Source organism: Paenibacillus kribbensis (assembly GCF_002240415.1).
In the GTDB taxonomy this organism is placed as follows: Bacteria; Bacillota; Bacilli; order Paenibacillales; family Paenibacillaceae; genus Paenibacillus; species Paenibacillus kribbensis.
In genome coordinates, this window is sequence record NZ_CP020028.1 from 428,113 (window position 1) to 449,048 (window position 20,936).

The 20,936-nt window shown below is 49.3% G+C and carries 22 protein-coding genes and 1 riboswitch; all 22 genes read left to right on the forward strand.

Going from position 1 to position 20,936, the window contains the following annotated elements; all coding sequences use genetic code 11:
- Position 1: 1 nt before the first annotated feature.
- The 22 genes from prmC to murA all read left to right on the forward strand — a co-directional run bounded on the left by prmC (position 2) and on the right by murA (position 20,782).
- Positions 2 to 901 (forward strand): peptide chain release factor N(5)-glutamine methyltransferase, encoded by a 900-nt coding sequence (gene prmC / locus B4V02_RS01910; RefSeq protein ID WP_094153575.1) that lies wholly within the window; start codon positions 2 to 4, stop codon positions 899 to 901.
- 75 nt (positions 902 to 976) lie between these two features.
- On the forward strand, positions 977 to 2,170 hold the full coding sequence (locus tag B4V02_RS01915; RefSeq protein ID WP_094153576.1) for an FtsW/RodA/SpoVE family cell cycle protein: 1,194 nt from the start codon (positions 977 to 979) through the stop codon (positions 2,168 to 2,170).
- 261 nt (positions 2,171 to 2,431) lie between these two features.
- Positions 2,432 to 3,124 carry a stage II sporulation protein R gene (gene spoIIR / locus B4V02_RS01925; protein ID WP_094153578.1) on the forward strand — a complete coding sequence of 231 codons (693 nt, stop codon included), beginning with the start codon at positions 2,432 to 2,434 and terminating at the stop codon, positions 3,122 to 3,124.
- A gap of 353 nt (positions 3,125 to 3,477) precedes the next feature.
- Positions 3,478 to 4,599 (forward strand): L-threonylcarbamoyladenylate synthase, encoded by a 1,122-nt coding sequence (locus B4V02_RS01930; protein ID WP_425270786.1) that lies wholly within the window; start codon positions 3,478 to 3,480, stop codon positions 4,597 to 4,599.
- A gap of 175 nt (positions 4,600 to 4,774) precedes the next feature.
- On the forward strand, positions 4,775 to 5,335 hold the full coding sequence (locus B4V02_RS01935; RefSeq protein ID WP_007432760.1) for a manganese efflux pump MntP: 561 nt from the start codon (positions 4,775 to 4,777) through the stop codon (positions 5,333 to 5,335).
- Positions 5,336 to 5,435: 100 nt separating this feature from the next.
- Positions 5,436 to 6,020: a low molecular weight protein arginine phosphatase gene (locus B4V02_RS01940; protein WP_094153580.1), complete on the forward strand. Its 585-nt coding sequence runs from the start codon at positions 5,436 to 5,438 to the stop codon at positions 6,018 to 6,020.
- 78 nt (positions 6,021 to 6,098) lie between these two features.
- Positions 6,099 to 6,180, forward strand: a riboswitch (ZMP/ZTP riboswitch).
- Positions 6,181 to 6,389: 209 nt separating this feature from the next.
- Entirely contained in the window at positions 6,390 to 6,977 is a 588-nt protein-coding gene (locus B4V02_RS01945; RefSeq protein WP_094153581.1) for a TIGR01440 family protein, read from the forward strand.
- A 71-nt stretch (positions 6,978 to 7,048) separates the two neighbouring features.
- Entirely contained in the window at positions 7,049 to 8,299 is a 1,251-nt protein-coding gene (locus B4V02_RS01950) for a serine hydroxymethyltransferase (RefSeq protein WP_007432756.1), read from the forward strand.
- Positions 8,300 to 8,852: 553 nt separating this feature from the next.
- Entirely contained in the window at positions 8,853 to 9,482 is a 630-nt protein-coding gene (gene upp / locus B4V02_RS01955; protein ID WP_007432755.1) for a uracil phosphoribosyltransferase, read from the forward strand.
- A 107-nt stretch (positions 9,483 to 9,589) separates the two neighbouring features.
- Complete coding sequence (gene wecB / locus B4V02_RS01960; protein ID WP_094153582.1) at positions 9,590 to 10,759, forward strand: non-hydrolyzing UDP-N-acetylglucosamine 2-epimerase; 1,170 nt, start codon at positions 9,590 to 9,592, stop codon at positions 10,757 to 10,759.
- 172 nt (positions 10,760 to 10,931) lie between these two features.
- A complete protein-coding gene (locus B4V02_RS01965) occupies positions 10,932 to 11,186 on the forward strand; it encodes an AtpZ/AtpI family protein (RefSeq protein ID WP_007432753.1) in 255 nt (84 codons plus the stop codon).
- Complete coding sequence (locus tag B4V02_RS01970; protein ID WP_094153583.1) at positions 11,179 to 11,559, forward strand: ATP synthase subunit I; 381 nt, start codon at positions 11,179 to 11,181, stop codon at positions 11,557 to 11,559. Before B4V02_RS01965 ends, B4V02_RS01970 begins: the two co-directional genes overlap by 8 nt.
- Before the next feature lie 29 nt (positions 11,560 to 11,588).
- Positions 11,589 to 12,413, forward strand: a complete 825-nt coding sequence (gene atpB, locus B4V02_RS01975) for a F0F1 ATP synthase subunit A (RefSeq protein ID WP_007432751.1) — start codon at positions 11,589 to 11,591, stop codon at positions 12,411 to 12,413.
- A gap of 105 nt (positions 12,414 to 12,518) precedes the next feature.
- Positions 12,519 to 12,743 carry a F0F1 ATP synthase subunit C gene (gene atpE / locus B4V02_RS01980; protein WP_007432750.1) on the forward strand — a complete coding sequence of 75 codons (225 nt, stop codon included), beginning with the start codon at positions 12,519 to 12,521 and terminating at the stop codon, positions 12,741 to 12,743.
- A gap of 109 nt (positions 12,744 to 12,852) precedes the next feature.
- Positions 12,853 to 13,341, forward strand: coding sequence for a F0F1 ATP synthase subunit B (gene atpF / locus B4V02_RS01985; protein WP_025717569.1), 489 nt, complete (start codon positions 12,853 to 12,855; stop codon positions 13,339 to 13,341).
- Positions 13,338 to 13,883, forward strand: coding sequence for a F0F1 ATP synthase subunit delta (locus B4V02_RS01990; protein ID WP_007432747.1), 546 nt, complete (start codon positions 13,338 to 13,340; stop codon positions 13,881 to 13,883). Before atpF ends, B4V02_RS01990 begins: the two co-directional genes overlap by 4 nt.
- Before the next feature lie 19 nt (positions 13,884 to 13,902).
- Complete coding sequence (gene atpA, locus B4V02_RS01995) at positions 13,903 to 15,417, forward strand: F0F1 ATP synthase subunit alpha (RefSeq protein ID WP_010349722.1); 1,515 nt, start codon at positions 13,903 to 13,905, stop codon at positions 15,415 to 15,417.
- 213 nt (positions 15,418 to 15,630) lie between these two features.
- Positions 15,631 to 16,497 (forward strand): ATP synthase F1 subunit gamma, encoded by an 867-nt coding sequence (atpG, locus tag B4V02_RS02000; protein WP_007432745.1) that lies wholly within the window; start codon positions 15,631 to 15,633, stop codon positions 16,495 to 16,497.
- 120 nt (positions 16,498 to 16,617) lie between these two features.
- On the forward strand, positions 16,618 to 18,018 hold the full coding sequence (gene atpD, locus B4V02_RS02005) for a F0F1 ATP synthase subunit beta (RefSeq protein WP_007432744.1): 1,401 nt from the start codon (positions 16,618 to 16,620) through the stop codon (positions 18,016 to 18,018).
- Between the two features lie 72 nt (positions 18,019 to 18,090).
- Positions 18,091 to 18,498, forward strand: a complete 408-nt coding sequence (locus B4V02_RS02010; protein WP_007432743.1) for a F0F1 ATP synthase subunit epsilon — start codon at positions 18,091 to 18,093, stop codon at positions 18,496 to 18,498.
- Between the two features lie 353 nt (positions 18,499 to 18,851).
- The gene (locus B4V02_RS02020) at positions 18,852 to 19,103 is read left to right on the forward strand and encodes a DUF1146 family protein (protein ID WP_007432742.1); all 252 of its coding nucleotides are present in this window, start codon (positions 18,852 to 18,854) and stop codon (positions 19,101 to 19,103) included.
- A 323-nt stretch (positions 19,104 to 19,426) separates the two neighbouring features.
- Positions 19,427 to 20,782 (forward strand): UDP-N-acetylglucosamine 1-carboxyvinyltransferase, encoded by a 1,356-nt coding sequence (gene murA / locus B4V02_RS02025; protein WP_007432741.1) that lies wholly within the window; start codon positions 19,427 to 19,429, stop codon positions 20,780 to 20,782.
- The last annotated feature ends 154 nt before the right edge of the window (positions 20,783 to 20,936 follow it).

Consider the following 20,936-nt stretch of genomic DNA (forward strand, 5'->3'; position numbering starts at 1 on the left):
CTTGGGACACGAACGTGATCGTGCATATCGAATGTCGCCGGATCGGAGTATAAGTATCAGAGAAGCCTTAGTTGAGGCTTCTTCTTTTTTAGGAGGCTGTGGCGTATTGGAGCCACAGCATAACGCCCGCCTGTTGCTGGAGCATGTGCTTGGGCTGGAGGGCACGGCCTTCTATGCTGCGCTGGCTGATCCATTCCCTGTCTCTGGCAAAGAGATGTGGGAAGAGGCCATAGCCCGCAAAGCAGCGGGCGAGCCGGCGCAGTATATTATCGGACGGCAGGAGTTTTATGGCCGCCCGTTCGCAGTTTCGCCGTCGGTGCTGATCCCGCGCCCCGAGACGGAATTGCTCGTCGAGGCCATACTCCAGCACGGCGATCGTTTGTGGCCGAACGGCGCTCCGCAGGCGCTCGATATCGGCACGGGCAGCGGCGCGATCGCCGTGACACTGGCGGCTGAGCGCCCGCGCTGGCGCGTAGCAGCGGGGGATATTTCCGCTGCTGCGCTGAAAATGGCGGCCAGCAATGCCGCTGCGAACGGCGCAGCCGTGGAATTCCGCGAGGGCGATCTGCTAACGCCGTTCGCGGGTGCGGCGGTGGACATCCTCGTGTCCAATCCGCCGTATATCCCGGCTGCCGACATCGCTGGCTTGCAGCCGGAGGTACGCGACCATGAGCCGCGCATGGCGCTGGATGGCGGCCCTGACGGGCTTGGCCCGTATCGGGCGATGCTGGAGCAGCTAGGGCTCCTTCAAGCTCCGCCCCGGCTGATCGGCTTTGAACTGGGCATGGGACAGGCCAGAGATGTGGCCGCGTTGCTGGAGCAGGCGGGTCATTGGAAGACAATTTTGATTGTTCCGGACCTTGCAGGGATTGAACGACATGTCCTAGGTGTCTCGGAGTAGTGCTGCATTTTCTTTTTGCGAGTCTTTCCTTTAGAATAAGAGGAGTATGACCGAGAAACGGCTCAGGGGGAAATCATGCTTCAGAAATTGAAAAAAATTGATGGTCCGGTTATCTTTATTCTGGTGTTGCTCATGGCGATTAGTATCATAACGGTATACAGCGCAGGTCGAGGTCCTACAAACCTGGCGGATCACGGCAACGATTACCAGAAGATGATCGGATATTATATATTAGGCTTTGTGGCGATTTTGGGTATAGCGGTGGTCGATTTTCGAATATTTATAAAAAAAGCACTGTATGTATATGGAGGCGGAATATTCCTGCTCGTGCTCGGTTTTTTTGGCGGGACGGTTAACAACTCTCAGGGCTTCTTGAAAATTGGTGGCTTGAACCTTCAGCCTGCTGAGGTATTCAAGCTGGTTCTTATCATCTTTCTGGCGTACATGCTGATCAAAAAGCGCAAGAGCAGGCTGTATTTTGTTCAGGACGTACTTCCAGTCGCTCTGGTGAGCTTTGTTCCTTTTGCTATGGTGATGGCGCAAAATGACTTGGGTAACGCGCTCGGATACATCGTTATTGTCATCGGTATGCTATGGATTGGGAATGTGAAGGCATCCCATGCGCTGATCGGGTTTACCATATTTGCAGTTGCTGTTGGCGGCGGACTCAAAGCCTATATCTCGTTTCACGATGAGATTGATTCGTTTATGAAGGGGATTGGGCGCAGTCACTGGGTAGAGCGTCTGGACCCTTGGCTGGTACCGGAAAAAGCGACCGCGAAGGCATCCTACCATACCAAAAACGCCAAGCTGGCGATTGCCTCTGGCGGGATGATGGGCAAGGGCTTTCTGCAGGGAACCTCGGTACAATCCGGGCGTGTTCCTTATACGTATGCGGATTCTATTTTTGTAGTGGTAGCGGAGGAATTTGGCTTTGTAGGCTCCTCGGTGCTACTCTTGTTATATTTTATTTTAATTCACCGAATGATCCTGATATCACTGGAATGCCGTGATCGAGCCGGACCGTATCTTATCGTGGGTATTGTGTCCATGCTGCTATACCAGATTTTTGAGAATATCGGCGCGTTTCTGGGCATCATGCCGCTCACGGGGATTACGCTCCCGTTCATCAGCTACGGGGGGACGTCGCTGCTCATTAACATGGCTAGTATCGGCTTGGTTATGAGTATTAAGGTCCACGGTCAGGAGCTGGAGGATGATCTGCCACAGCCTTCCAGAGCGAGCTTGACGAAGGCAAAAAAAACCTAGTGTACATGGATTGTGGATGGAACGGTTAATGCGTAATATATGCTGCGCTTCCGAGCGTTGGGAATCAGATTATGCAAAATGCGGATAAAGTAAAACGGTACAGCAAAAAAAGTCCAGATTGCGAAATCTGGACTTTTTCCTATCCGCAGATGATCATGGACCAGTCTTTGCTCTGATATTTTACATAGATTCATAGGTTTAGATTCTCCCGAACCGGACAGACTGATAGACATGATAGAGTTTGGGTTTGGGGGGACGAAGATGAAAAGCTGGGTAAAGCAAGCTGCCATGATCCTATTTTGTATTTCGATCTTAATGATGTCCTGGGAAGGTCAAAAAACGGATGCTGCCATGACCGCAGGAACCAGAGGCCCTATAACGTCAGGAGTGACAACAACAGGGGCGAGAGTGATTCCACATGAATCCATCCGGCTGCGCATTTTAGCCAATTCAGATCGCCCGGAGGATCAACTGGTCAAGCGCGACATACGGGACGCCATCGTGCAGGAAATGAATGCCTGGGTGGGTAAGCTGGAAAACCCGCAAAGCTTGGATCAGGCGAGAGCGTTGATTGCTGCCCACTTGCCTGAAATTAATCGTTTGGTAGGTGCCGAGCTGGCTCGGCGTGGCATTGCATATCAGTATCGGGTGGAACTGGCAAGTGTTCCTTTTCCGACGAAAATGTATGGTGGTCTTGTCTATCCTGCTGGGAATTATGAGGCCCTCCGGGTCACACTGGGGCAAGGCAAAGGGCAAAATTGGTGGTGCGTGCTGTTTCCACCGTTGTGTTTTATTGATGCAGGCAGTGGGGAGGCAACGGCACAAACGGCAGCGGCAAAAGCAAATCGCGGAGACAGTCAGACAACTGCGAATGGAAATGAACCGGAAGTACGTTTCTTTCTGTGGGATGCTCTGATGGGGTTGTGGGGCTGGGTGAGCGGCTTGTTCGTCTAATCTTGAGAGTAGCAAGTCTCCCATATGCTATAATGGGATGTACAGTATATATACACATGGCAGAGCCGATTCAATTGAGTTTTCAAAGCAGGCTTCTTTGGAGACCAAGCAACATGAATCGGGCTGTATGACAATAAGATATGGGATGATCTGATATGACCGATAAATTGAATCCAATACAAGATTTGCACAGAGCGTTTGCACAGAAGGAGAAGCCCAAGCAGGAGCTGGATGAACAAGGGATTCACGAGCTAAAGCAGACAGTGGAGGCTTCGCATACAAAATGGTGGGATGTAAGATGTTTGGTTCCCGAAGCGGATATGACTGCAACTGCCAAGAGGGCGTCTGCTGGCATGGAAGAAGCTGATACTACGGTTGCGGTTCGTGAGATTGGAGAGGATGTCTCCGGTGAAATGGGGGTTGGACAGGCTCGGATTGCGGCGGAAAAGGGCATCCGTGAGGCCGCCGAGCTGCTCCAGGCGGGAGAGACGGTAGCCTTCCCTACAGAAACCGTATACGGCCTGGGTGCTGATGCACGCAGTACAACAGCAGTGGAAGCGGTATTTGCCGCCAAGGGGCGTCCTTCCGACAATCCGCTCATTGTACATATTTCCGATCCTGTCCAATTGAGCGGTATGGTAACCAACATAAACGATACGGCCCGAGCGCTGATGGATGCGTTCTGGCCGGGACCGCTGACGCTAGTGCTGCCGGTGGTGCCGCAGGCGCTGTCGCTTCGTGTGACGGCAGGACTGGACACAGTCGGCGTACGTATGCCGGATCATCCGATAGCGCTGCGTCTGATCGCGGAGGCCGGTTGTCCGCTGGCTGCACCAAGCGCGAACCGCTCGGGAAGGCCCAGTCCAACCCTTGCACAGCATGTGCAGGAGGACCTGGGGGGCCGCATCGGCGGCATTCTGGACGGAGGCCCCACGGGTGTGGGGCTGGAGTCCACGGTGGTACAGGCCGGTGACGACGGAACCGTCACCATCCTGCGCCCCGGCGGCGTGACGGCCGAGCAGCTCGCTGCGGTCGCTCGCGCTGTCGTGCTCGACCCGGCGCTGGCCGCTGCTTCGCCCGGCGAGGACGCCGACAGCCCGGCACCGCGTTCGCCGGGCATGAAGTACACGCACTACGCGCCGCGCGGCCGCTTGAGTGTGGTGCAAGGCCCGTCGCCCGATGCGGTGGCGGGCTGGATTCGCGCTGCGCTGGCGGAGGCTCGCACACGCGGAGAGCGCACGGCGGTGCTCGCGTTTGACGAGCATGCCGCCAGCTATGCCGGAGAGCGCGTCTACGCGCTGGGCAAGCGGGATGCGCTCCATGAGGCGGCGCAGCGCCTGTACGGCGTGCTGCGCCGCTGCGATGAGGACGGCGTCACTTATATTTTATCGGAATCCTGTCCGACCGACGGATTGGGAGACGCCGTTATGAACCGTCTGTTGAAAGCGGCGGGTCACCGAGTTGTTCGTCTTTAGAAGACTCTCATATTTTGCTGGAGAACAGAAAGAATTTCAGTCTAATCGTAACCGCTCTTAATAAAATTCTCATCTCTCCTCGTCCCGTACAGGCTCATCCGTAGTATGCTTGTACTGTTTTGCCCCTTGTCCGCATAACGTGTACAAGAAAGGACGGATAATGGAGGGATGGAGTATGCTGTCAGCCTCTGCCCATGTCGGGCAGGTTGTAACGATTCTGATCATGGCAGTAGCGCTGGGGATGGATGCGTTATCGCTGGGCGTAGGGATCGGCATGAAGGGGATACGCCTGCGGGATATGCTGCGCATCAGTACGGTTATTGGCTTTTTTCACATTCTGATGCCATTGCTGGGGATGTTCACAGGCCATTATATGAGTTCCTTACTGGGCTATGTGACGACCTATTTTGCAGGTGGGCTACTCATCCTTTTAGGCGGGCATATGGTATATAGTTCCTTCAAGGGGGACGGCGTGCAAGTATTGGATCATCGTTCACCTTTGGGTCTTTTGTTGTTTGCACTTGGGGTAAGTGTCGACTCGTTTTCTGTAGGGGTGTCGCTGGGGATGTTCCAGAGTGATCTGGTGCTGAGTGTTCTGGCGTTTGGCTTTTGCGGAGGAGCGATGGCGATGCTGGGATTGCTGCTGGGTCGCAAGGTCAGCCGTAATCTAGGGGATTACGGAGAAGCCGTGGGCGGTGCTATTTTGCTGGCGTTTGGCTTTATGTTTATGTTTTGATTTTAGCGTGGAAAGTGTAAAATAATACAGGATGATAGTAAAGGCTTAGGATGATAGTGTCCTCTGTTTATATATTTTGAACATACGGGGGGTGAAAACGTTGAAGCATATCTTATTCGTATGCACAGGGAACACCTGTCGCAGTCCAATGGCTGAAGGAATGCTGCGCAAGCTGGCTGCTGAACACGGATTGGAGCTGGAGGTGCGCTCTGCGGGAGTGGCTGCGATGGAAGGCACACCGATATCTCGGCACGCAGAGGCGGTTCTACGGGACCAAGATATCTCGGATCGGATGACCTCGACCTCTTTGAGCGGCGGACTTGCCGAGTGGGCCCATCTGATTTTAACCTTGACGCAAGGTCATAAGCAGCATGTCATTCAGCGGTTTCCCCATGCGGCGGACAAAGTTTTTACGCTCAAGGAATATGTGGAAGATCGGGATACAGTGCTGGATGATGTACAGGAATTAGATGGCTTATACGCTTCACAACAGTTGATGGCTTCACTCGGACAAGAGCTGTCGGCGCAGGAGCGTGAGCGAATGATTGAGCTGCACCAACGTATCCCGGGCTTTGATATTTCCGATCCATTCGGGGGTTCGCGGGAGGATTACGATGTCACAGCGGCGGAAATCCGCACGGCACTGCATAAGCTGCTCGACAAGTTAAAGGCTTCCTCCGAATAAAGTCGGTGTTGCTCATCTGATTTGTACGGAATCTGTTGATTTTCGGCGGTTAATCCGTTAAGATAAGGTGGAAAAATGAGAATCCGGTGTAACTGGCGACAACAGTGGGATTAACCACGATGGAGCATCGGATATACGGCCGGTCGCCTGGGCAAAAGAGCAATTCCACATTGGTGTGGACTGCTCTTTTTTCGTATATGAGCTATTCCGGATCTTCTGCTGCCTTCTTGTTCTTCCATTTTTTCTGCTCGAAATCCGAATCATCGGCTATAATATAGTCAGATTATGATATCAGGAGAAAGTGTGTTGAACTTAAGGCATGAGACCATGCCTTGTCTCTGATGGACTGTTCAACCAAGGGAGGTTCCAATGGCAGGACAATTGGATCGTGAGATTTCACTTGAGGCACAGACCGCTTCTGTCGTGCGGGAACTCGCTGAAGCGGCTGATCTGAAAGTTGGTCGCTTGCTGGTTGTTGGCGTAAGCACGAGTGAAGTGGCTGGAAGCCGGATTGGCACGGCTGGGGCGCTCGATGTGGCTCAGCAGTTGCTGGCTGGAGTAGAGTCCGTACGCCGAGCATATGGCTTTGACGTGGCGTTTCAATGCTGCGAGCATTTGAACCGTGCACTGGTCGTAGAGCGGGCTGTGCTGGAGCGGCTGGGATTCATGGAAGTTGCCGCCGTTCCTGTCCGTACGGCAGGCGGCTCTATGGCTGCCATTGCCTATCGGTCACTGGACGATGCGTGTTTGGCGATGAACGTGCAGGCACATGCCGGGATAGACATTGGCGAGACGCTGATCGGCATGCATCTGCGCCCCATAGCCGTTCCGTTTCGCCCAAGCCTTCGCTGGATTGGCGAAGCACGTGTGACTGCGGCATACACGCGCCCTCCACTGATTGGCGGACAACGGGCAGTGTACACCCTTGAACAAGAAGACGGCGGAAACTGTGACTAGCATTTGGCGTGGACTGTTTGTTTTGTATTTAGCATACCCAACAATTGACTATGGAGAGGGAGTAATCAATCATGATGGAACATCTGCGTAATAGTGACCCGGCAGTGCTGGAAGCAATGGGACTTGAACTGAAACGGCAACGCCACAATATCGAGCTGATCGCATCCGAGAACATCGTCAGTGAAGCGGTTATGGAAGCGATGGGCTCCGTACTGACGAATAAATATGCTGAAGGTTATCCAGGCAAACGTTACTACGGTGGCTGTGAGCACGTAGATATCGTCGAGGACATTGCACGTGATCGCGCCAAAGAATTGTTCGGTGCCGAGCATGCCAACGTGCAGGCTCACTCTGGAGCACAAGCGAACATGGCGGTATATTTGGCAGCGCTCAAACCCGGTGATACCGTACTCGGTATGAATTTGGCACATGGCGGCCATCTGACACACGGAAGTCCCGTTAACGCTTCCGGCTTGTTGTATAACTTTGTTGCTTACGGCGTACGTGAAGACGACTTCCGCATTGACTATGACGAAGTGCGCAAGGCGGCCTTCAAGCATCGCCCTCGTTTGATTGTAGCCGGAGCGAGCGCATATCCGCGTACCATTGATTTTGAAGCCTTTGCTTCCATTGCCAACGATGTAGGTGCGCTGTTCATGGTAGATATGGCACATATTGCCGGTCTGGTGGCAGCGGGTATTCACCCTAACCCGGTTCCACATGCTCAATTTGTAACCACAACGACGCATAAAACGCTGCGTGGTCCGCGTGGCGGATTGATTCTGACTCGCAAAGCGTGGGCACAGGCGATTGACAAGGCGATTTTCCCAGGTACTCAGGGTGGTCCATTAATGCATGTGATCGCGTCCAAAGCGGTTGCCTTGGGTGAAGCGCTCCAGCCTTCTTTCAAAACCTATGCACAAAACGTGGTTCGCAATGCACAGGTGCTGGCTGAGACACTGCTGGCAGAGGGAATTAACATCGTATCGGGTGGTACAGATAATCACCTGATGCTGCTGGATACGCGTAATCTGAACATTACAGGCAAAGAGGCAGAGCATGTACTGGATTCCGTGGGCATTACGGTGAACAAAAACGCGATTCCTTTCGACCCGACCAGTCCGTTCGTTACCAGCGGAATTCGTATTGGTACTCCTGCTGCGACATCCCGTGGTATGGATGAAGAGGCTATGGTCAAAATCGGTAAAATCATTGCCGAAACGCTCAAAAATCCGAAGGATGATACGGTATTGTCCAAAGCAAGCCAAGCGGTTGGCGAGCTGACTGAAAAATTCCCGATCTATCCGGGTACTCAATACTAATTATATCGGCCACTTATCCAGGTTGAATAAGGCTGTTTTCCTTCTGTAAGTCGGAGGGGAGACAGCCTTTTTTGTTTCCTGGCGACTTGAAACGTACATTTTTGGGTAACAAGCGTTTGTGGTAAGGCTCCATCTGGCAGTTTAAGGGTGCCTCCTTCAAGCTGGCAGAGTCCATAGAGTTGGACATATATAATGAAGCGTTTACAAAAAACATCAAGGTAGTACGAATTACGATGGCATCGATTTTAAAGCTCGACAGGCTTTGATGGTCAAGGGCCGTTAGGGCCTTTTTTGATGCTATTTTCTATGACAAAAGTCACTTGTGAAGTGGCGGGCTAGGTATTTTACTTTACATATCTTTCTCTTGGCCAAAGGTTGCGGTGGCAGGTGTTAAATCAATCAAGGGAATGTTATAATAAACAGGATTTACAGGCACGCACTGCATCTGTGCTTATTTGGCTTGTACAAATAGGTTACATAGATCCCTTTCCATTCAGGATGTTCGATATTCTGGTGCGGAAGAACGTGACGATAATACCGGAGGGAATATATCATGGCAAAACTGGTGGTTTGTGATCACCCTTTGATCCAACACAAACTTACATTTATCCGCGATGTGCGGACCAACACCAAGGATTTCCGCGAGCTCGTGGATGAAGTAGCAACTTTGATGGCTTATGAAATTACGAGGGACATCCCGTTGGAAAGCATTACGGTGCAAACACCGGTTGCTGAGACAGAAGGTAAAGTGATTTCCGGACGTATGCTGGGCCTCATTCCGATTTTGCGTGCAGGCTTGGGTATGCTGGATGGCGTCGTAAAATTGCTGCCAGCAGCCAAGGTAGGCCATGTGGGATTGTTCCGCGACCCTGAAACATTGCAGCCTGTGGAATACTACACGAAGTTGCCTACAGACGTGACTGAGCGTGAATTGATCGTTATTGATCCAATGCTTGCAACAGGCGGCTCGGCGATTGCTGCTATTGATGTGCTGAAAAAGAGAGGCTGCACCCAAATTAAAATGATGAATCTGATTGCCGCTCCTGAGGGAGTCAAAGCTGTGCAAGATGCGCATCCTGATGTAGACATTTATGTCGCTGCATTGGACGAGCGTCTGGACGAGCATGGCTATATCGTTCCGGGTCTTGGTGACGCGGGAGACCGCTTGTACGGAACCAAGTAAATCGCCTTTGGCGGTTCGGCAAATTTATGGACGTTGCGGACAGGTCATTTTCATATTAAAAAGATCTGTAAACCGGACGTTTATTATGAAAAGGGGTTCAATTCAAAATGTCTAAAATCAAAGTAATGACCATTTTTGGCGTGCGTCCGGAAGCGATTAAAATGGCTCCTCTCATTTTGGAGCTTCAGCGTCATCCGGAGCATATCGAGTCCGTGGTATGCGTTACAGCTCAGCATCGCCAAATGCTTGACCAGGTTCTGGAGGTCTTTAACATTCACCCTGACTATGATTTGGATGTGATGAAAGACCGTCAGACACTCAACGAAATTTCCATACGTGTACTTCAGGGGCTGGAGCCTGTATTGCGTGAGGCCAAGCCTGATATTGTCCTGGTTCACGGTGATACGCTGACGACTTTCCTCGCTAGCTACGCAGCCTTTATGCAGCAAATCGAAGTAGGGCATGTGGAAGCAGGCTTGCGGACATGGAACAAGCTTTCTCCATATCCGGAGGAAATGAACCGTCAGCTCACAGGTGTGCTGTCTGATCTTCATTTTTCGCCTACTTCTTTATCTGCTGGCAATTTGCGGAAGGAAAATAAACCTGAATCGCGAATATATGTAACAGGAAATACGGTGACTGACGTATTCCAGTATACCGTTCGCCAGGATTACGAGCACCCGGTACTCGATTGGGCTCAAGGCAAACGTTTGATTCTAATGACAGCTCACCGCCGGGAGTCACAAGGGGAGCCACATCGTCAAATTTTTAATGCGGTAAAACGGATTGCGGACGAATTTGAGGATATCGCCATCGTATATCCGGTTCACCCGAGTCCGGCTGTGAAGGAGCCTGCATTTGAGATTTTAGGCAACCATCCGCGTATTAAGCTGATTGATCCGCTGGACGTTGTAGATCTGCACAATTTTTATCCGCACACGCATCTGATTCTTACGGATTCCGGCGGTCTTCAGGAAGAAGCCCCTTCGTTCGGAGTACCTGTACTGGTACTGCGTGATACGACCGAAAGACCGGAAGGAATTGAGGCGGGCACATTGGAATTGGTTGGTACGAGTGAAGAGAATGTCTACAATCGAACCAAGGCACTTTTGACGGATTCTGCGTTGTATGAGTCTATGAGTCAGGCAGCGAATCCTTACGGTGATGGACAGGCTTCGGTAAGAATTGTCAATGCGATTTTGCACCATTATGGCGTAAAATCTGAACGTCCTGAGGAATTTCACACAATGTTCACAAAAGGTGTTCGCTCGTTATAATATTCCTTTACAAGGCAAGCATACAGTTAAACTGTACGGTTACCAAGGGATACAGCATTTTTAGATGCTTTGTCGACTGATTTTTATACTTTAGGGCACTAAAATATCTCAATTGACAAAGCGTCTTATATTTAAGTAAAATGGACTGGAATTGCAGGGGTGACATGGAAAAGTGGTCAAACCTTCCAAGCAAAACAACAACCAAAAAAACACCGGAAATGCCTTCAAGGCAATTGGACTGGTGAGCGCTATCGGCATTGATCTGACGGTATGCACACTGGGTGGTTTCTATGCCGGAAAATGGCTTGATGCCAAACTTGGTGGCTCCGGAATTTGGATTGGCGTAAGCGTTCTCGCAGGCTTGGTTGTAGGCGCATTGAGTATTGCCCTTGTGATCGGAAAGGTATTGAGGGATAACCATGAATGAGATGACCCGTATGCAAAAAATGTTATGGATCGTAGCGCTTATAATTATGGCTCTGTGTTTCCTGGTCTCCGCTTTCATGCCCCAACATCGTGATATTGCTCACGGAATCATTCTGGGAACGGGAGTAAGCTGTCTAAATGTGCTGTATATGGCCTACAAAATTCGACAGGTTGCGAGTGCGGCCGCCGGTGAAAGAAAGAAGAGAGTGGTAGGTATTGGCTTTGGCGTTCGATTAGCGACCTCAATTTTGGCAGTGGTGCTGGCTGTAGAATTTCCGGCCTATTTCGATGAGATCGCTGTAATGGCAAGCCTTGTAACTGGGCAATTCCTTCTTTTAATTATAGGCATCATATTCGCGCTTCAGGAAAAATGATGGCTCAACTGAGAAAGGGGTGAGAAAACATGTTGCATGAATCACCGATTATCCAATTGGGCGGGTTTAGCATTGACTTGTCCGTCATTATTATGCTGGTTGTGACCTGCGCTATTGTGTTTGGACTGGCTTTTGCTGCAACGCGCAATTTGTCTGTGGACAATCCAGGAAAGCTACAAAACTTTTTGGAATGGGTTGTCGAATTTGTTCAAGGACTCATTTCCAGTACGATGGATTTGAAAAAAGGGAAGCCATTCCTTTCTTTAGGGATGACGCTGATCATGTTCATTTTCGTCGGAAATATGCTGGGTCTGCCGTTCGGAATCGTGACTGAATTCGATAATGTGCAAAGCGCACAAGTATTCGGGCATGATATCGTTCCGGTCAAGGAAGCATTAGAGCAAGCACAGGCGACTCATCCGGGCGAAGCTGCCCATGTAGGTGTCAACTGGTGGAAATCACCTACCGCAGATGCAGGGGTATCCATTGGACTGGCATTGATGATCTTTGTTCTGGTTCATTTCCTAGGAATCTTCCGTAACACCAAAGCTTACTTTAAGCACTACGTTCAGCCATTTCCTTTCTTTCTGCCAATTAACCTGATTGAGCAGTTCTCAAAACTACTGACACATGGTATGCGTCTATTCGGTAATATTTTTGCCGGCGAAGTTTTGATCAGTGTTCTGCTGAAAATGACAGCACTTGGTGTTGGAGGTATGGTTGCTTCCGTATTGGGACTCGTGGTCTGGCAAGGATTCAGTATTTTTGTCGGCAGTATCCAGGCGTTCGTCTTTACGATTCTGACGTTTGTATATATTTCACAGTCTATTGATACGCATGAAGAAGAGCATTAGACAGGCTCATTTTCCGGTTTTTAGTTAAGTTCAGGAGTGCGCTTCGCTCTTAACTGCAAATATATGTAAAATACAAATACACATTACTAAGGAGGATTTTTTAAAATGGGAGTTTGGGCATATATCGCAGCTGCAATCGCAGTAGGTTTGGGCGCTTTGGGCGCTGGTATCGGTAACGGTCTGATCGTAAGTAAAACAGTTGAAGGTATCGCTCGTCAGCCTGAAGCAAAAGCAACATTGCAAACAGTAATGTTTATCGGTGTAGGTCTGGTCGAAGCCCTGCCAATCATCGGGGTCGTTCTGGCATTCATTTTCTACGCAGGTGCTTAATTGAATGGAAGCAAGGTTTGGCGGGGAAGGCACAGCCATCCGCGCCTTCTTTGTTCGTTTGAATATGAAAGATCTAGGACTGACGTTCACCGGAAAGGAGTGACTTCAATTGCATTTAAATTGGACAAGTATCGTGTTTACTGTCATTGCATTTTTGATCTTGTACTGGTTGCTGACCCGTTATGCATTCGGCCCTCTCTTTTCAGTTATGGAGAAACGGCGTGAGCTTGTTTTGAAGCAAATGAGTGAAGCGGCACAAACGCGTGAACAGGCTGCTGCCTATGTTGAGGAGCAAAAACAGGCTCTCCAGCAAGCGCGCAAGGAAGCCTATGATATTATCGAGCAGTCGAAACAAACTGGCAACAAGCAAGCGGAGCAAATTATTATTCAGGCTAAAGACGAAGCGGTTCGCCTGAAAGACGAAGCTGTTCGTGAAATCACAAGCGAGCGCAATAAGGCGGTTGCCGAGCTGCGCAGCGAAGTGGGTAAAGCTTCGGTACAAATTGCTTCCAAATTGATTCAAAAAGAAATCAAGGAAGACCAAGTCCAGGGAGAGCTTGTCGACCAGTACCTTAAAGAGGTAGGAGGCAAAGCATGAGCCGGGATACGGTAGTTGCCAAACGGTACGCGAAGGCTTTGTTTGAAGTGGCAGAGCAGGAGCAGACCATTATGGAGACCGAGCAGGAACTGCGTGCTTTTGTAGAGGCTGTATCGGGGGATGCCGAAATCCGTAAGTTCATTAATTCTCCTAACATTACGGAAGAGGTCAAGCTTCAGGTTCTGGCCAACAGCTTTGAAGGCAAGCTGTCTACCTCGCTGATTAACACGATTAAGCTGTTGATTCAGCGCAGCAGAGCCGATTTGTTTGAAGATCTCCTTGCCGGATACCTTGAGATTCAGGAGTACAAGCTGGGACTGGCCCATGCAAAGGTATATTCCACCTATGCGCTCAGTGAGCAGGAAATAGCAACGGTAGCCGAGGAATTCGGAACCCGTGAACATAAAACAATCCGTGTGGAAAATATAGTAGACCCGAGTCTGCTGGGCGGATTGAAAGTGGTTATCGGCGATACACTGTACGACGGCAGTCTGGCCGGCAAGCTGGATCGTCTTGAGAAATCCTTTAACAGACGAGTATAGAAGATAGGGGTGAACACACTTGAGTATCAAACCTGAGGAAATCAGTTCATTGATTAAAAGTCAGATTGAACAATATAAAAATGATATCGAGGTCGTTGAAGTCGGCACTGTTGTTGAAGTCGGCGACGGTATTGCCCGCGTCTACGGACTGGAAAAAGTCATGGCCGGGGAATTGGTTGAATTCGATAACGGCGTATTGGGCTTGGCGCTCAACGTGGAAGAGAGCAATGTCGGTGTCGTTATTCTTGGACCATTCTCTGACATTCGTGAAGGCGGTCAAGTTAAACGTACAGGCCAAATCATGCAGGTCCCTGTTGGGGACGCACTGATTGGACGCGTTGTTAATCCACTGGGACAACCAGTCGATGGCAAAGGTCCAATTGCTACCACGGAATTCCGTCCGGTGGAAAGTCAGGCTCCAGGTGTTATGGCCCGTAAATCCGTACATGAGCCAATGCAAACAGGAATTAAAGCCATTGACGCTATGGTTCCGATTGGCCGCGGTCAACGTGAGCTGATCATCGGTGACCGTCAAACAGGTAAAACTTCTATTGCAATTGATGCGATTTTGAACCAAAAAGGCAACGGCATGAAATGTATCTATGTTGCTATTGGTCAAAAACAATCCACGGTAGCTCAAGTTGTTGAAACATTGCGTCGTCACGGTGCTTTGGAATATACGATTGTTGTTACGGCATCTGCTTCTGAACCATCACCTTTGCTGTACATTGCCCCTTATTCCGGCTGTGCTATGGGTGAGTACTTTATGTACAAAGGCGAGCATGTCCTTGTCGTATATGATGACTTGACCAAACAAGCGTCTGCATACCGGGAGCTTTCCCTGTTGCTGCGTCGTCCACCGGGTCGTGAGGCTTATCCGGGTGACGTTTTCTATCTGCACTCTCGCTTGCTGGAACGTGCAGCGAAGCTGAATGATGAATTGGGTGGCGGCTCACTTACTGCGCTTCCGTTTATCGAGACACAGGCTTCCGACGTTTCTGCATACATTCCAACCAACGTAATTTCCATCACGGATGGACAAATCTTCCTGGAAGCTGACTTGTTCTATGCAGGTCAACGCCCGGCGATTAACGTAGGTATTTCTGTATCCCGTGTAGGGGGCTCCGCTCAGATTAAAGCGATGAAAAAGGTTGCAGGCTCCTTGCGTCTGGATCTTGCTCAATATCGTGAGCTTCAAGCGTTCTCCCAATTCGGTTCCGATCTGGATAAATCCACTAAAGCCCGTCTTGACCGTGGCGCGCGCATGATGGAAATCCTGAAACAGGGTGTACATCAGCCGTTGCCTGTTGAGCAGCAAGTCGTGAGCTTGTACACTGCTGTTAAAGGCTTCCTTGATGATATTCCGGTAGCGGATGTAAAACGTTTTGAAAAGGACTTCTTGTCTTTCATGGTGTCTGATCATCAGGATGTGCTCCAATCTATCCGTGATACCAAAGACTTGGTGGCTGATAACGAAGCAGCTTTGAAGGCAGCTATCGAGAAATTCAAAAAATCATTTGCCACGTCGGTTTAATACATGAATTTGCCTGTTTATGACGAAAAATGTTCTAAGGAAGCGTGCCCCTCGGGCTTTGGCTTCCTTGGCATGTTTTACCCTCAATAACAGGCCCTTTATCATATGTTCGGCTGGGCTTGAATCTTTACAAAGTGGCTTTGTTTTTCTCAAAGCTAACGATTGCTTACGAAGTTAGCTTTGGCCTTGCCAAAGCTTGAAGGTGGTGAAATCATGGCAAAAGGTATGCGCGAGATTAAACGTCAGATTAAAAGTGTGCAGAGTACAAAGCAGATTACGAAAGCGATGGAAATGGTCGCTGCATCCAAGCTGAGAAAGGCTCAGGAGAAAGCGGAGTCGGCTCGCCCTTACGCAGAGAAGCTTAAGGAAGTCGTCAGCAGTATTGCTTCTGGATCGAATAACGTCAAGCATCCAATGCTGGAGACGCGTCCGGTCAAGAAGACTGCTTATCTCATCATCACATCTGATCGTGGTCTGGCTGGTGGTTATAACGCCAATATTTTGCGGCAGGTTACGCAGACGATTGCGGAACGTCACCGTTCACAGGATGAATTTGTGATTTTCATCATCGGACGAAAAGGACGGGATTATTTCAGACGTCGTGAGTTCCCTATTGCAGAGTCAGTGACTGACTTGTCGGATACACCTGCTTTTTCAGATATCAAAACGATTGCAAACAAGGCTGTAAAAGGCTTTGAACTTAAAGAATTTGATGAGCTGTATCTATGCTATAACCGCTTTGTCAACGCACTGACTCAAATTCCGACCGTTGACCGTTTGTTGCCAATGGCAACACCGGAATCGGCTACAGCTTCATCCTCGATAAATTACGAGTATGAGCCTTCACCAGAAGGAGTGCTGGAAGTATTGTTGCCGCGTTATGCAGAAACACTTATCTACGGCGCTTTGCTGGATGGTAAAGCTAGTGAGTTGGGAGCGAAGATGACGGCGATGGGTTCTGCTACCAAAAATGCTACCAAGCTGATTGGTGAACTGTCGTTGACCTATAACCGTGCCCGTCAAGCGGCTATTACCCAGGAAATTACGGAAATTGTGGCAGGGGCAAATGCTCAGTCTTAATGAGCTTTTGCAGACTGCTGTATAGCAGAGTCTATACTAATATGATCATTTGCGAGCGCAAAACAAATCAGTGATGTTCGGATTTGCGGCTGTGCAAGCTTGTAGGAGGGAAACCAAAAGATGAACAAAGGACGCGTAGTGAGCATCCAGGGTCCGGTTGTTGACGTTGAATTTGAACGTGGTCAGCTTCCGGAAATCCTTAATGCTATTCATATTGGGACTGTGCTGGAGACTGGAGTCAAACTGAATCTGACGCTTGAGGCATCAAAGCATCTTGGCGATAATCGTGTACGTTGTATTGCCATGTCTTCCACAGATGGTCTGGTTCGCGGAGCTGAAGCGGTAGACCTTGGGGCACCAATTTCGGTACCTGTTGGTGAGGCTACTCTGGGACGTGTATTTAACGTGCTGGGAGATCCAATTGATAATGGTGCTGATATTAGTGCAGCAGAAAAAAATCCAATTCACCGTCAGGCACCTTCTTTCGACGAATTGACGACTCAGGCAGAAATGCTCGAAACAGGTATTAAAGTTATCGACTTGCTGGCTCCTTATGCCAAAGGCGGTAAAGTTGGATTGTTCGGTGGTGCCGGTGTAGGTAAAACCGTAACGATCCAAGAACTGATTAACAATATCGCTCAAGAGCATGGCGGTATTTCTGTATTTGCGGGTGTAGGTGAACGCACACGTGAAGGAAATGACTTGTACCACGAAATGAGAGAGTCCGGCGTTATCAACAAGACAGCGATGGTGTTTGGACAAATGAACGAGCCGCCGGGTGCGCGTTTGCGTGTTGCCCTTACCGGTCTGACGATGGCGGAGTACTTCCGTGATCAAGAAGGCCGTGACGTGCTGCTCTTTATCGACAATATCTTCCGCTTTACCCAAGCAGGTTCTGAGGTTTCTGCCCTACTGGGACGTATGCCTTCCGCAGTAGGTTACCAGCCTACGCTGGCAACTGAAATGGGTCAATTGCAAGAACGGATTACTTCGACTAAAAAAGGTTCTGTTACTTCCATTCAGGCGATCTATGTGCCTGCGGATGACTACACTGACCCGGCACCTGCTACTACGTTTGCCCACTTGGATGCAACGACGAATCTGGAACGTAAAATTTCCGAAATGGGTATTTACCCGGCGGTTGATCCGCTCGCATCAAGTTCCCGGATCTTGTCTCCAGACGTTGTAGGTGAAGAGCATTACAATGTAGCACAAGGGGTAAAACAAATTTTGGCCCGTTACAACGAGCTTCAGGATATCATTGCCATCCTGGGTATGGACGAGCTGAGTGAAGAAGACAAAATGCTGGTAGCACGTGCACGTAAAATCCAGCGCTTCCTGTCCCAACCTTTCCACGTTGCCGAAGCATTTAACGGCTTCCCGGGTAAATATGTGCCGGTTAAAGAAACGGTACGAAGCTTCAAAGAAATTCTGGAAGGAAAGTATGATCATCTTCCAGAAGCAGCGTTCCTTTTTGTAGGAGCCATCGAAGAAGCAGTAGAAAAAGCCAAAACGCTGTAAGTACACAGGCAAAGAATAGCCGAGAGCCTTACGAAGTGAGCTGTCTGTGGACAGCTTTCAGGAGGGATTCAAGTGAGCACGTATTTATTAGAGATTGTGACGCCGGAGCGCCTGGTCTATGCAGAGCAGGTCAACAGCATCAGTGTTCGCGGCTCGGAAGGCGACCTTGGTATTTTACCCGGACACCTTCCCTTGGTCACTCCCTTGAAGATTGCACCGATACGTATTAAAGTCGGTGGTCAGACTGAGGTGATCGCAGTCAATGGGGGCTTTGTTGAAGTCCGCAAGGATAAAGTGGTCATTTTGGCTGAGAGTGCGGAACGCTCTGAAGATATTGATGTAGAGCGTGCCCGTGCGGCAAGGGAGCGGGCGGAACTGCGGCTCCAGAGCAAGCAGGAACAGATAGACCATCATCGGGCGGAAGTGGCTCTGCAACGGGCGCTTAACCGTTTGAATGCTACAAGCATCAGAACCAAGTAAGAATTAAATATTAGGTTTTAGTGGAATTATAAGAGGGTTCGGCATAGTATACGGATGGAATGACAGGGAGACCGCTTCATAACTTCTGCCAGAGAGTGTCAGGCAGGAGGAGAGGAGAACCTTTCCTTCCTTCGGCACTGTGATCGGGCCCCTTTTTTAGGTATAATCACCAAATATGTAGTCCTATTTCTTGCTTAGCAGCTAGGTACATAGTACCTTTTAAATTCACGAAACAGAAGTAATTGTTCATATTTTGTCGAAATAAATGTTCTGAAAACAGAAATATGACTAGCATATTAGGCGTGCTCCGAGTATTATAAAGAAGTCTGTGAAGCAGATGGGAGGGATTACGGATGAACGGGAAGCAGCAGTTGGCTGAACAGCTAAGTCAATCGGCGAGTATGACCGCGTTGATCTCCATGATCGTGTCACTCATCTGTATAGCGCTAGCCTGGTGGGCTTTACAGAGCTTAAAGCTGGATTTGATCATCCGGCACCCCAAAGGACCGCAAGGCAGATTGTTGCACTTGTTTCTTGCTATTATCGTCGGGCAATTGGTTGCTGGTTTCCTGTTGAGTTACATCTCGTGGAGCCAGATGCTCTAGTGTATTGTTTTAACATGGAGTGAGCGGGTTATAGGGTTTTATAACTGTGTCCCTGCGGGAATTGTCGAATAACATCGTTCCATATTGTCAACAATGGTAAACAAAAGAACCATGCATGTATGGCCGACTGATTCAGTTGGAGTACAATGGACAACAAGTACAAAAAACGCTTGTATACTTGTTTTGAACAGTGGTATGATGGCAGTTAGGGTATTAATAAAATCTTGTTTTTTATGTAATGAAAAAGTAAGGTATGAAAATAGCGGAATATGTTCTTTTTTTCCATGAAGGAAAAGGGAAATGACGCGCGGAGGGAACCATAGATGAGCAAATTTATCGTCCGCGGTGGCAACAGATTGACCGGGAGTGTCAAAGTCAGCGGAGCCAAAAACTCAGTTCTGCCGATCATCGCCGCTTCTCTGCTAGGAGAAGAAGGAGAAAGTGTTATTATTGATGCACCTCCTCTAGACGATGTGATGACTATTAACAAAGTACTGGAGTCCTTAGGAGCAGGCGTTACATACCAAGATGAGGTCATTCGTGTTGACGCACGGAAGATAATTTCCTGTGAAGCCCCTTACGAGTGGGTTAGGAAAATGCGCGCATCATTTTTGGTTATGGGGCCGTTGCTTACACGTTTGGGACATACAAGAATTTCACTTCCAGGCGGATGCGCAATTGGCACACGACCAATTGACCAGCATTTGAAGGGCTTTGAAGCATTGGGGGCCGAGATTAGTCTGGGCCAAGGTTTTATTGAAGCTAAAAGTAACGGGCGTCTGCGTGGAGCCAAAGTTTATTTGGATGTAGCCAGCGTAGGAGCAACCGAGAATATTATGATGGCCGCTACTCTTGCCGAGGGCGTAACCACTATTGAAAATGCTGCTAAGGAACCTGAGATTGTTGATCTTGCGAACTTCCTCAATGGTATGGGAGCCAAGGTACGCGGCGCAGGCACAGGCGTTATTCGTATTGAAGGCGTCGAAAAGCTTCATGGTGTAAAACATACGGTTATTCCCGACCGTGTAGAAGCAGGTACTTATATGGTTGCTGCTGCGATCACAGGCGGGAACGTATATGTAGAAGGCGCAATATCCGATCATTTGGGACCTGTTATCTCCAAAATGGAAGAAATGGGAGTAACCATTCAACCAGATGAAAACGGAATTCGTGTCATTGCGGATAAACCGTTAAAAGCCGTTGATGTTAAAACGCTGCCTTATCCAGGTTTCCCTACGGATATGCAGTCGCAGATGATGGCACTTCAACTTGCTGCTGAAGGAACGAGCATTATCACGGAAACCGTCTTTGAAAATCGCTTCATGCATGTGGATGAATTTCATCTCATGAATGCGGAGATTAAGGTCGAAGGTCGTTCTGCGATTGTAACCGGCAATGCGAAGCTGACAGGTGCGAAGGTGACCTCGACAGATTTGCGTGCAGGTGCTGCGTTAATTCTGACGGGACTTATTGCGGAAGGGACAACGGAAGTATCCGGTGTACATCACATCGATCGTGGCTACGTTCATTTGGCTGAGAAGCTGACTGGATTGGGTGCGGACATTTACAGAGTGACCGTAGAAGAGCCGAAGCTGGATCATTCGTCCAGTACAGAGCGTGTGATGCCGGAAGAGACTACAGGAAATCTGTTCAAAAAGATTCAGCCTTCTTTGGCTTAAGCTTTAACGTACGCAGCTTCATGCAACGTATGAGCATGTTTACAAACAACTAGGAACCAAGTCCGGGAGGGCTTGGTTTTTTTGTGTTTTCAGCTTGTCTTTTTTCATTCTTTCAGTTCTCTTAAAACGGTTCTATCAAAGTGGACGACCTCAT

Excerpts from the sequence above, each read along its gene's own strand:
- B4V02_RS01915 (WP_094153576.1), top strand. The coding sequence starts at position 977 with ATGCTTCAGAAATTGAAAAAAATTGATGGTCCGGTTATCTTTATTCTG.
- spoIIR (WP_094153578.1), top strand. The coding sequence starts at position 2,432 with ATGAAAAGCTGGGTAAAGCAAGCTGCCATGATCCTATTTTGTATTTCG.
- B4V02_RS01930 (WP_425270786.1), top strand. The coding sequence starts at position 3,478 with ATGGAAGAAGCTGATACTACGGTTGCGGTTCGTGAGATTGGAGAGGAT.
- B4V02_RS01935 (WP_007432760.1), top strand. The coding sequence starts at position 4,775 with ATGCTGTCAGCCTCTGCCCATGTCGGGCAGGTTGTAACGATTCTGATC.
- B4V02_RS01945 (WP_094153581.1), top strand. The coding sequence starts at position 6,390 with ATGGCAGGACAATTGGATCGTGAGATTTCACTTGAGGCACAGACCGCT.
- B4V02_RS01950 (WP_007432756.1), top strand. The coding sequence starts at position 7,049 with ATGATGGAACATCTGCGTAATAGTGACCCGGCAGTGCTGGAAGCAATG.
- upp (WP_007432755.1), top strand. The coding sequence starts at position 8,853 with ATGGCAAAACTGGTGGTTTGTGATCACCCTTTGATCCAACACAAACTT.
- wecB (WP_094153582.1), top strand. The coding sequence starts at position 9,590 with ATGTCTAAAATCAAAGTAATGACCATTTTTGGCGTGCGTCCGGAAGCG.
- B4V02_RS01970 (WP_094153583.1), top strand. The coding sequence starts at position 11,179 with ATGAATGAGATGACCCGTATGCAAAAAATGTTATGGATCGTAGCGCTT.
- atpB (WP_007432751.1), top strand. The coding sequence starts at position 11,589 with ATGTTGCATGAATCACCGATTATCCAATTGGGCGGGTTTAGCATTGAC.
- atpE (WP_007432750.1), top strand. The coding sequence starts at position 12,519 with ATGGGAGTTTGGGCATATATCGCAGCTGCAATCGCAGTAGGTTTGGGC.
- B4V02_RS01990 (WP_007432747.1), top strand. The coding sequence starts at position 13,338 with ATGAGCCGGGATACGGTAGTTGCCAAACGGTACGCGAAGGCTTTGTTT.
- atpG (WP_007432745.1), top strand. The coding sequence starts at position 15,631 with ATGGCAAAAGGTATGCGCGAGATTAAACGTCAGATTAAAAGTGTGCAG.
- atpD (WP_007432744.1), top strand. The coding sequence starts at position 16,618 with ATGAACAAAGGACGCGTAGTGAGCATCCAGGGTCCGGTTGTTGACGTT.
- B4V02_RS02020 (WP_007432742.1), top strand. The coding sequence starts at position 18,852 with ATGAACGGGAAGCAGCAGTTGGCTGAACAGCTAAGTCAATCGGCGAGT.
- murA (WP_007432741.1), top strand. The coding sequence starts at position 19,427 with ATGAGCAAATTTATCGTCCGCGGTGGCAACAGATTGACCGGGAGTGTC.